This is a genomic window from Acinetobacter sp. ANC 4910, from assembly GCF_004331035.1.
GTDB lineage: Bacteria > Pseudomonadota > Gammaproteobacteria > Pseudomonadales > Moraxellaceae > Acinetobacter.
On record NZ_SJNT01000001.1, the window covers coordinates 242,077 to 253,706 of the forward strand.

At 35.9% G+C, this 11,630-nt stretch carries 9 protein-coding genes; 6 read left to right on the forward strand and 3 right to left on the reverse strand.

Features of this window, described 5'->3' with window-relative positions; genetic code table 11:
• Window positions 1–74: 74 nt before the first annotated feature.
• From E0H82_RS01105 to E0H82_RS01115, 3 genes are all read left to right on the forward strand, one after another.
• Window positions 75–2,903 carry a ribonucleoside-diphosphate reductase subunit alpha gene (locus tag E0H82_RS01105; protein WP_131262606.1) on the forward strand — a complete coding sequence of 943 codons (2,829 nt, stop codon included), beginning with the start codon at window positions 75–77 and terminating at the stop codon, window positions 2,901–2,903.
• 427 nt (window positions 2,904–3,330) lie between these two features.
• On the forward strand, window positions 3,331–3,459 hold the full coding sequence (locus E0H82_RS01110; protein ID WP_016166034.1) for a hypothetical protein: 129 nt from the start codon (window positions 3,331–3,333) through the stop codon (window positions 3,457–3,459).
• 143 nt (window positions 3,460–3,602) lie between these two features.
• On the forward strand, window positions 3,603–4,886 hold the full coding sequence (locus E0H82_RS01115) for a ribonucleotide-diphosphate reductase subunit beta (RefSeq protein WP_131262607.1): 1,284 nt from the start codon (window positions 3,603–3,605) through the stop codon (window positions 4,884–4,886).
• Between the two features lie 122 nt (window positions 4,887–5,008).
• Here E0H82_RS01115 and E0H82_RS01120 read toward each other — a convergent pair whose 3' ends face one another.
• The gene (locus E0H82_RS01120) at window positions 5,009–8,833 is read right to left on the reverse strand and encodes a DUF4365 domain-containing protein (RefSeq protein WP_131262608.1); all 3,825 of its coding nucleotides are present in this window, start codon (window positions 8,831–8,833) and stop codon (window positions 5,009–5,011) included.
• Window positions 8,834–8,992: 159 nt separating this feature from the next.
• Window positions 8,993–9,214 (reverse strand): helix-turn-helix domain-containing protein, encoded by a 222-nt coding sequence (locus E0H82_RS01125; RefSeq protein WP_131262609.1) that lies wholly within the window; start codon window positions 9,212–9,214, stop codon window positions 8,993–8,995.
• Between the two features lie 117 nt (window positions 9,215–9,331).
• Between E0H82_RS01125 and E0H82_RS01130 the strand changes: the two genes are divergently transcribed.
• A complete protein-coding gene (locus tag E0H82_RS01130) occupies window positions 9,332–9,574 on the forward strand; it encodes a transposase (protein WP_131262610.1) in 243 nt (80 codons plus the stop codon).
• A gap of 1 nt (window position 9,575) precedes the next feature.
• Here the strand turns inward: E0H82_RS01130 and E0H82_RS01135 are convergent, their stop codons facing one another.
• Window positions 9,576–10,382: a hypothetical protein gene (locus E0H82_RS01135; protein ID WP_131262611.1), complete on the reverse strand. Its 807-nt coding sequence runs from the start codon at window positions 10,380–10,382 to the stop codon at window positions 9,576–9,578.
• Between the two features lie 105 nt (window positions 10,383–10,487).
• Here E0H82_RS01135 and E0H82_RS01140 point away from each other — a divergent pair, with 105 nt between their 5' ends.
• Window positions 10,488–10,733 carry a hypothetical protein gene (locus E0H82_RS01140; protein ID WP_131262612.1) on the forward strand — a complete coding sequence of 82 codons (246 nt, stop codon included), beginning with the start codon at window positions 10,488–10,490 and terminating at the stop codon, window positions 10,731–10,733.
• Between the two features lie 192 nt (window positions 10,734–10,925).
• Entirely contained in the window at window positions 10,926–11,630 is a 705-nt protein-coding gene (locus E0H82_RS01145) for a hypothetical protein (protein WP_131262613.1), read from the forward strand.

Here is an 11,630-nt window from a genome sequence, read left to right on the forward strand (position 1 = left end):
CACTGTGGCACACTTTTTGCCCAGTTCAAATGGTCCATAAACATAACAATAGATGACAATGGAGCTATGCTGACATGAGCGTAATCACATCCACCCCTGGGCAACTTCAGGTGATTAAACGAACTGGTGATGTTGCAGCTTTTGATGCCGAAAAAATTTCTGTCGCAATTGGTAAAGCCTTTTTAGCGGTAGAAGGACAACAAAGCGCTGACTCTAGCCGTATTCATGACCGCATTTCACAATTAACTGAAATGGTGATGAACACCTTTAACCGTCGTTTACCTTCTGGCGGTACAATCCATATTGAAGAAATCCAAGATCAAGTGGAATTGGCACTAATGCGTACTGGCGAACAGAAAGTTGCACGTGCCTATGTGATTTACCGTGAACAACGTACATCTGCTCGTCAGCAAACAGGTGCACACCATCATCCGACTTTACAAATCACTGCACAAGACGGTCAACTTAAGCCATTAGACTTGAGCGCGCTCCAAGCTAAAGTTACTAAGGCGGCTGAAGGTTTAGAAGGCATTGATGCACAAGCGATTATCGATGAAACCATTAAAAACCTTTATAACGGTGTAAAAGAGTCAGACATCTCAACTACGATGATGATGGCGACACGTACCCGTATTGAACAAGAACCAAACTACACCTACGTGACTGCTCGCCTACTTCGTGATGAATTGGTTGCAACAGGTTTAACCTTTCTTGGTTTGTCTGAAGACACCGTTGAAGGCGATGCTTTAGAAACTTTCCTTAAAAAAGGTATTGAGCTAGAGCTACTTTCACCAGAACTTCTTAACTTTGACCTTGCAAAATTGGCAGCGGCGATTCAACCAGAACGCTCAAATCAATTTACTTACTTAGGTCTACAAACTTTATTTGATCGTTACTTCATCCACTCAGATGGCGTACGTTTCGAATTACCACAATTATTCTTCATGCGTGTTTCGATGGGTCTTGCCCTTAACGAAGAAAACCGTGAAGAACGTGCAATCGAGTTCTATAACTTATTGTCGAGCTTCGATTACATGGCGTCTACCCCGACGTTATTTAACTCAGGTACGCTACGTCCACAGTTATCAAGCTGCTACTTAACCACAATTGATGATGACCTGTATGACATTTATGGCGCGATGCGTGATAACGCAATGTTGTCTAAATGGGCAGGCGGTTTAGGCAATGACTGGACACCTGTTCGTGCCTTGAACTCGTATATCAAAGGCACAAATGGTAAATCACAAGGTGTTGTTCCATTCCTTAAAGTGGCGAACGATACTGCTGTTGCGGTTAACCAAGGTGGTAAGCGTAAAGGTGCCGTGTGTGCATACCTAGAAACTTGGCACTTGGACATCGAAGAATTTCTAGAGCTACGTAAAAACACTGGTGATGACCGTCGCCGTACCCATGACATGAACACAGCAAACTGGGTTCCTGACTTGTTTATGCAACGTGTGTTTGAAGATGCAGAATGGACTCTGTTCACGCCATCTGAAACTCCAGATCTACACGACCTAATGGGTGCAGAATTCGCTGAGCGTTATGCACACTATGAAGCGATTGCGAAAGAAACAAATATGTTGCACAAGAAAATCCGTGCAAAAGATTTGTGGCGCAAAATGCTGTCGATGTTGTTTGAAACAGGTCACCCGTGGATCACATTCAAAGACGTATGTAACTTACGTTCACCACAACAACATGTCGGTGTAGTTCACTCTTCTAACTTGTGTACAGAAATCACATTAAACACAAGCAAAGATGAAATTGCAGTATGTAACTTAGGTTCGATTAACCTTGTACAACACGTTCAAGGTGGCGTATTAGACCGTGAGAAACTTGCACGTACTGTGAAAACAGCAGTTCGTATGCTCGATAACGTGATCGACATTAACTACTACGCGGTTCCACAAGCGAAAAACTCGAACTTGAAACACCGTCCAGTGGGTATGGGTATCATGGGCTTCCAAGATGCTTTATATGAAATGGGTATGGCATACGGTTCTGATGCTGCTGTCGATTTTGCTGATGAATCGATGGAAGTGATTAGCTACTACGCAATTTCAACATCAAGTGATTTGGCTGTTGAACGTGGTACTTACGAGACATTTAAAGGTTCACTTTGGGATCAAGGTATCCTGCCAATTGACTCGCTTGACCTTGTGGCTAAAACACGCCCTGAACGTATGTTCGAAGTTGACCGTACACAACGTTTGGACTGGGACACTTTACGTGCCAAAGTTCAAAAAGACGGTATGCGTAACTCGAATGTGATGGCAATTGCACCTACTGCAACCATCTCTAACATTTGTGGTGTGTCGCAATCAATTGAACCGACTTTCCAAAACTTATATGTGAAATCGAACCTTTCTGGTGAATTCACAGTAATCAACCCGTACCTTGTACGTGCGTTGAAAGATCGCGGTCTTTGGGATTCTGTGATGGTCAATGATCTGAAACACTTTGAAGGTTCAGTTCAAAAGATTTCACGCATTCCAGAAGAGCTAAAAGCAATTTTTGCAACTGCGTTTGAAGTTGAACCACGTTGGATTGTGGATGCTGCATCACGTCGTCAGAAATGGATTGACCAAGCGCAATCGCTTAACCTTTACATTGCTGGTGCAAATGGTAAGAAACTTGACATCACTTATAAGATGGCATGGTTACGTGGTTTAAAAACTACATATTACCTCCGTGCATTAGGTGCAACTTCTGCTGAGAAATCTACCATTAACACGGGTGCATTGAATGCGGTTAAAGCAACAACAGTAGCAGCGCCTGTTGCAGCAGTTGCTCAGGAAGTTAAACCTGAAGTGGTTGCTGAAGAAGAAGACTTCAGTCAAGCAGCTCCAGTACCAATGGCATGTTCAATTGACAACCCAGATTGTGAGGCTTGTCAGTAATAATTAATCCTCCCCAACCCTCCTTTTAAAAAGGAGGGAGAAAAGCTCCTCTTTTCAAAGAGGGTTTTAGGGAGATTAAAAATTTAGGCAATAAAAAAGCCCTCTAGCGTCCGTCAAAACTAACTAGAAGGCTTTCAATCTCGAAGTGATACAAAAATGGTCACAACGAGGCTGGCATTAGCAAATGCGAGACGAATTGTAACACTGAATTCTTTATCGAGCCAGTATAAGTCATTTTCCCAACTCAAGGAGAATAGATGATGTCTAAGCGCGAATTTTATAAAAGTGCTATTGATGGTCGCTTCGTGACTAAAGCCTATGCTTTATCTCACCCTAAAACGACTATCAAACAAGTTCGTAAAGTCAAATAACTTGGATGTAGATTCTGGGAAACCTTGGAGTCTACAACTTTACAAAGGAATCTACCATGCTCCATATGACTCATAACTACCTGTTAGGACTCGCGGTTCTGGTTTTTTCCTTTGTTTTCTTTTACGTGCCGATGGTCTACGCATTTGTTGCCATTCGCAATCAACAGCGTAAGCAAAATAAGTAGTGGGGACACTTGCTCTACCGAACAAAATTAGAGCATTTATCGACAAAACTTAATTTTGCTTACACAAATTAAGCGTATAGTAGGACATCTTCTTGGTTGAGATGTCTTCATAAAAGATATAAAGCAACGAAGAGAGAATTGATATGTCTATCCTAAGTTGGGACGATTTAGAAGATGATTCGCAAAAACCGGCTGCACCTGAACACAAGTCTGCGCCCGTCGAACCGCAAAAAGCGCCTGCTGCGCCGTTGGTATCTAATGCAGAGCAATCATCGTCGCATGTGGCAACTGCACAATCCGCTGGAACCCGTTCAGTGCGAGCAACAGATCCAGCCGATCCGTTGGCAAGAGCATCTAACGCTCTAGAAACTTTAGATGTTGCCCCTGGTCTTGAAGAACTTGAGATGGGTGCACAACGTGTACAAGTTGACGATAAAGCCATGATTAACTGTCGTGCTGACTTGAACCAACTTGTACCATTCAAATATGAATGGGCTTGGCAGAAGTATCTAGATGGTTGTGCAAACCACTGGATGCCTCAAGAAGTCAACATGAACCATGACATCGCACTTTGGAAGTCTGAAAATGGCTTAACTGAAGATGAGCGTACCATTGTGATGCGTTCTTTAGGTTTCTTCTCGACTGCGGATTCATTGGTTGCAAATAACTTGGTGTTGGCGATTTACCGTCACATTACCAACCCTGAATGCCGTCAGTATATTTTACGTCAAGCATTTGAAGAAGCGATTCATACGCATGCTTATCAATACTGTATCGAATCTTTAGGTATGGACGAAGGCGAAGTCTTCAACATGTACCGTGAAGTTCCATCTGTAGCACGTAAAGCGGCGTGGGGCTTAAAGTATACTCAATCGTTGAGTGACCCGACCTTCCAAACAGGTACACCTGAAAACGACCAAATTTTGCTACGCAACTTGATCGCCTTCTACTGTGTACTTGAAGGAATTTTCTTCTATTGCGGTTTTAGCCAAATTTTATCGATGGGTCGTCGTAACAAGATGAACGGTGTTGCTGAGCAATTCCAATACATTTTGCGTGATGAATCAATGCACTTGAACTTTGGTATCGATATGATTAACCAAATCAAGATTGAAAACCCACACCTTTGGACAGCCGAATTCCAAGAAGAAATTATTCAAATGATTCTTGAAGGCACCATGCTTGAAATCGAATATGCACGTGACACGATGCCACGCGGTGTATTGGGTATGAATGCTGCGATGATGGAAGAATATTTGAAGTTTATCTGTAACCGTCGTTTAAGTCAGTTAGGCTTACCTGAACAGTTTGCTGGTGTGAATAACCCATTCCAGTGGATGTCTGAAATGATGGACTTACGTAAAGAGAAGAATTTCTTTGAAACTCGCGTAACAGACTACCAAACTGGTGGTGCGTTAAGCTGGTAAGTAAATGCCAACGTCACGCGACAGATAAGTTGTCATTTGCGACACATAAAATGTCATTGAGCGACACATAAGTTGTCATTGATAAAAATAGAGCCTCATGGCTCTATTTTTCTTATTCGTACTTAAATTATAGTTTCTAGATATTTATATTCATTTGTATCTGGGGAAAAAGAAGCTTTTAAATTATTGAGTGCTATTTCACAAATATTTTCATCCAAACTTCCAATTACTCCAATAATATGTCTTAATAAAATCTCGCTTGAGTACTTAGTGTTATTTAAAACCTCTATAACTTGTTTATATTTCATCCATAAATCTTCATGTATTTTACTTACTGACGTATCAGCATCTTTTAATATTTCCCTTTGCAAACCACAATACACAAACCAAGTGTTTACAACCTTTTGAGGATCAAACATGGGATGATCCTCTAATAACTTTCTAATCAAACTTATCAAAGTATTAGGTGATAAATCACTTATATCAACCCAACTAAACATATCTAAAAATAACTTTTGTTTATCTCTAAAGTTACTTCTTTGTACAAGTATTTTATCAAAAATATATTTAAAACCTGTATCTTCATAATTATCAACATCAGGTTTCCCTAAATGATAATTAATTAACTCTCCCAAAAAATCGTATCGAAAATTTATATCAATAATTCCGAGTTCAAAAAAATCACCTATTATTTTATGAAACTCCTGCTCACTTAAAGTATCTTTAGCGTGAAGAAACTCTAATATATTAAAAATATTACCAAATGCAACATCTAGATTTTTTTGTTTCACTAACCAAGTTAAATATAAGTCATCAGTTAATAATAAAACACTTTCATCATTCAAATCACAATCATATTTAAACTCTTTCTCTTCATCATGAATTAATTGTAATTTTTCTATATTATTCTGAATTACTTTTAAAATATCCCCAGATATCTGACTATTAACTGATACTGGCTCATGAGTAGTAAGGTTTATTTTTTTAAATACTGACTCTAGAATAGAAAATTTTGGTAATGCTTTAAGAAAACTATCTAACAAGTTCAAATCATTTAAAATTAATAAAGTTGTTTCCTCAAGTAAAATAATATTTGAACTATGAATCAATTCAAAAAATTTATCTTCTTCTTCCTGAGGAGCATGTAAGATCTTAAACTCTAGCTCTTCATCTTTAGAATATTTCGATAATATCCATGTCGTGTAAACATCTCTTGTATTTTGTAAAAAATTTCCACGCATACTAAACGGTATAGGAAGTACCTTACTTCTTAATTTTTGTTTGTTACTTTCCCATAATTTTTCATGTTCTGGGGTAACTCCCGTCAATTCTCGCAAAGAAGCTAATAAAGCTTCACCATTACCTTCAATATTTATATTTGCTCTTCTTAAGACTTCAGAATCTGGAAAATTTTCAAAATATTTATTACATCTTTCATGGTAATTACTAATTTGGTCATCATTTTCAAAAGGATTATATAACATACACAAATGTAAATAATCACCCTCTTGACTACAGTTATTTTGATTTATCAAATATCCATATTTTAAAATCGCAGTCTTGAGCTTTAATTCATACTTAGGTCTATTAAGATAGACCGCTATAAGTTGTCTAGTAATTAAAATTTTATCTTCAATACTAGTCGAATTGATTAAATTTTCTTCAAGAAAATCCACTACATTATCAATAAAACCAAGAGAAAGAGATAAGGAAATAAAGAAGTCTTGTTCTTTCTTTCCTACACCTTCTGAATTATCTATATCTTCTGATTTTATAACATCTTTAATAATGCTATAAGCAACTCCAACTTTACCTTGATTTTTCAAAGAAATTGATTGCACTAATTTCCATCTACAAACTGATACACCCTTAGCTATATTTTTTTCCGCTAATTTTTCAGCATTCTCCCACCGTTCAGTAGTAAAAAAAGCCTGAGCTAAATCCAAACTTCTATTCTTACTAAGCTCACTAACACTTAATACATGTTCAGCCAGTTCAACATATTGGGGGGCAGTTAAACTATCTTGAGGGTTTAAATATTTCAATAACTGTTCAGCAATAACTAAGGGTTTACCTAACTTCATATAAGCTTGATATAATTCTTGGACAAACTCATTGCCCCGAGTTTTATCCAAATTTGATTGCGAAACAAACTTTTGGATAGAAATAAAAGCTTCTCCATTTGGCAATGATTTAATGATATTTTCATATCTTTCAACTAAAGCTTTTTGGAAAGTTGCTTCAGCGATTTCAATTCCTATACAAAAAATTAATGCAGTATTGTCTCTTACGTTACCTAATAGAGTGCTTTCATACTTCTGTATTAAATCTAAAAATTGATTCGATTTCCCAGAATAATAGAAGGAAAGAAGATGTATTCCACATTCATCCACATCAAAAGTGCCTAATTTACCAAGCCACTCAATTGTTTTTTTATATTCTTTGGAATTAAACAACAAACGAATGTATTGCCGTATAATTTCTACATGATTTGGTCTTTCGACCAAAATTTCTTCTAGATAAAAACATAATTCTGAAGATTTATTAAAGTATCCATAAACTAAACAACTAATATCTATTAGCATCGTTACATCACTTGGATAACCTAATTTTCTTGCAGAACCCCATGCTCTTTGCATAAAAGTCAGAGACAATTTCATCCCTTCAACATCGTACTCCGGGTGACCATGGAAAGGGAGAACTTCACCATGAACACCTACTTGATTTGTAGATTTATGAAAATATCTTCTAGCTATTAATGAGTTAAAAATATATTTTTTTCTTTCATCATCAAATTCAGAAACAATATTTTGTTCAATTAATTTGTCGAGATCATCATACAATTCACCAATAGTACAAACGACCATTTGCATCATGATTTCATTGGGATGACTTTTTTTAAGTATTGAAAGTGCTTCTGAGGATCTACCTATAATTGAAAGTGATTTAGCTTTGAGGGAACATTCATGAAAATCAGATTCATCTAAAACTTCAATAAGCTTTTCAAGCTCAACATGTGAAGGCATGCAATCCAGTTTAAATTTAGATTCTAAGTAAGCAAGACGATAACGATTCTTGAAGTTTTTCTTATATGCTAATTCAAAGTATGTTTCAGCATCATCAAAAAAACCTTCACAAGACATTATATTACCTTTTTGGTAATAGAATTCTGCTAACTCATGTTCACTAAATAGACACTTTTTATGATCTAGCTTATTCAAGATTTCTTTCGCATCATTTATACGATTATTTGATAAGCAATCTGAGCAATTCTTCAAATCTGTTGATACTTCCCCTTTAGGATTATCAATCCATGGCGCTTCACTTTGTTTTTCGATACTTTTCAATATAAGGGGTTTATCAACTATTGCATTTGTAAATATTTCAATACTTTCTAGAGATGTTTTATTTGGAATCTGAATTTTCTTCTTTAATTCTGCAACTGCAAATTTTTCTGAAATTCGGTTTGAATAATAATCATAAATATTTAAAGATGGAGTCAAAATATTAGTTGTTGGAATTCTAACAGCAATCGTCTTTTGTGTTTCTAACTTATCTTTATTAACTACAAACCATTCTTCCTCTAACCAAAAATAATAAATTGGGCAATCAGATAAGTTATCTTCATTTTCACTTAAGTCAACTATAGCAACCATAACTAAAGGTTCTTGTTGATAGTAGTTATTTAAAGTAGAGACATCAAAGTCATGAGAGATAAACTCTTTATCTGTATTGTAGGATGGGACTGTAGTACCTTTTAATTGTAGGTAAAAGCTATAATTCACATAGTCTTCAGTAGATTTTAATTGAATTGTGTAATCAATACCGAAATCAGTATCACCAGCTAATGGGGTTTCTATCCAAGATTTCGGCAACTTCCCACCTAAAGCTCTCGCAGCTAATCTACCTATTTCTTGGCTACGGCTATCTTTAGGTAAGTTTCTCATTCTTTGCAATCCATTAAAAATATTTAAATTTATAGTTAATAGGATAATATCAAAAACAAAAACTTAATTGAGCTTTGAAATTTTAATAAAAATAAAAATTTTTCCTACTATAGTTGTTCATAAGGACTTAGTAAAATTTAGGGAAAAGTAAGCTAGATTTTAATGATTTATAAAGTTTACTAGTTCAACTTCTAAAATTTTCAACCAATCTATTAACTCAATCACATCAAGTCTTCTTTCCAATATTTCAACTTTAGAAACATACGATTGGGGCTTATTCAAAAGACGTGCAAGCTCAACCTGAGTCACATTTTTGGACTCACGAAGTTCTATAAGTTTCTTAATTAGGTCTTGATACCTAGGATCGTGTATTGAGCGCATGGCTCAATATCAGTTACAATTAAAAATATCCCAAAATAGGATATTTTCATTTAACCCCATATGTTTATTGATTTTTTTATTTTGGATAATGATTGAACGATAGTTTAGGAACTCAATGTGAAGCAAAAATTTTCTGTAACTCAAATCAATAGCATTGTTAAAAAACATTTAGCAGGTGCCACTATCGAACAGGTTTGTCAGGAATATCAAATTAGTGTGGCAACTCTCTATCGCTGGAAAGCAAACTATTTAGACGTAAGTGAGCAAATTCTCACTCGTTTAGATAAGTTAGAGCAGGAAAATTTCGTTTTAAAACAGATGTATGCTGAAGAAAAATTATCAAAAAGATTAGAGGCATGAATTAAGTATCATAGTAAGACTTACCATCCAAAGACTCTATACGAGTCTTTGAGGATCCAACCCTATTTTTACTGCTACTCTTCTCTTCCAAATGTTGAGAAGCAACTTTTAAATCATTAGACCAATAGTTATCTCTGAAAGATCGCCAAAAAACAACCATATCGAGCCTTATATTCGGTGCTAAAAATACATGATGTTTAAAAGTAGAATCAATAAAGTCAAATAGATCTGGATGAACTTTAAAATACAATGGATGCGCTGCGATCTTAGGTGTCAACCCGAAGTATAAATTTAAAGCTAACTGTCTTAAGTCTGGTGAACACAAGTGTGTCGATTCATGTAGCATCAGAATCGCAACAACTAAGCAGTCTACTTCACCTCTATTGATTAGAACTTCAACAATCTCATCATTAAATGGTCTTCTTTTTAAACCAAAATTTTCAACAGCTCTGACCAATAAAAAGTAAATTTCAGGTTTCATTAAACTAATATATTGATCAATTTTTTCATAGCTCAGAGCATCTTGAACTAGAACATCCCAAAGAACATGATCATATATATCCTTAGATCCAGAGAATTTTTGATTTACAAAATCTACATATTCAGGTTTGGGTGAATGAAGTCCATTCTGGTATTTGTCCCAACGATACAATTTTTCTAATGGCTCAATGGGCTTGTCTCGCAGAATTAGCTCGACTGAGTATGCTGAAACACTTGCCGATTGCTTGATGTATTCAACCCAAACTATTGTCTTCAAACTTTCAATTGGATGCCTAGGCTTTCGACCTCTTTTTTTGGGTTCAATCATTATTATCTCTGTCAACACTGCAAGAAATTAAGTTATTTCATGCAGTGTTGTAACACATATTTTACGAACTAATATAGTGACAGTGCGCTACTAAGAATTATCAATATGCAAACTGAAAATCACAGCGATGAAAAAGTTATTGAATTAAAAGAAAGATATGGAGAATTGATAGGAGGTTACGATTTAGCAAAATTAATGGGCTATAGATCAACTGCTTCATTTAGGCAAGCACTTGCTAGAAATCAAATATCAATACCTATTTTCTCAATAGAGAATCGTAAAGGAAAATTTGCCTACACAAGCGATGTAGCAAAGTGGCTTAAAGATTTAAATCATAAGGAGACACTATGAAAATTATATGATTGCAATAAAAAACGGACCCTAAAAGGATCCGTTGGTGGCTCTATATAAAGATATAAAGACCTAGCATTCAAAGTATCTTCTGTATTAGGCCACCAGTCAAGCCTTGTTGCTAAATTTTAAGCAACAAGAAATTTCACTCACCCTAAATTTAGGGTGTTCAGAAATACTGGATATACATTTATGTTCCTTAACTTGAACCATGAGCAGACAAAATCTGACCATTATATTTTTGAACAAATAAAAATGGCTTTTTCAACTGAGCCAAATATTGCAGCAACCATTCACGGACAACGTAAAATTTTTCAAGGTTGTTATGGTCGTAGAACCGCCCTATTTCCAAGCAAAAAATGCGGTGGCGCTATTCCTACAGAAAGTCGTCTTGAACTAGCCCATGCTGTTTGTCTTGAGCGAAATCCCTCTGTAATCAACTACAGATCCCAAGCTTTAAAAATCAAACTGTCACATGAGCAATATTGCTATCCAGATTTTCTAATTCAAACGATTGACGGCTGCTATGAAGTACATGAGGTAAAACCATCAGTTGCATCATTAGCCTTAGATGAATATGTCCGTTTCGATCGCCTAGCATCATTACTTAGCTCAGTTGGCATTACATTCAAACTTATTGATCAAACGGAACTTCCTAAAGAGAAAGAACTTCAACAACTTCTTTACTGGTATCAAAGAGGGCATCGTTTTGATTGGAGTAAATTTGAAATTGAATACGCTTTAGACCATTTAAAAAAAAAGCGACCTGAAAGTCCGATTCAAATCTACAAAGAGCTTGAAATGATTGGATTCAAACAAGAACTAGGCGATTACCTATTTTTCCACAATAAATTCAAAGAATTTTCGCCTAAATATAATCATCAAGGAATTTTTTAA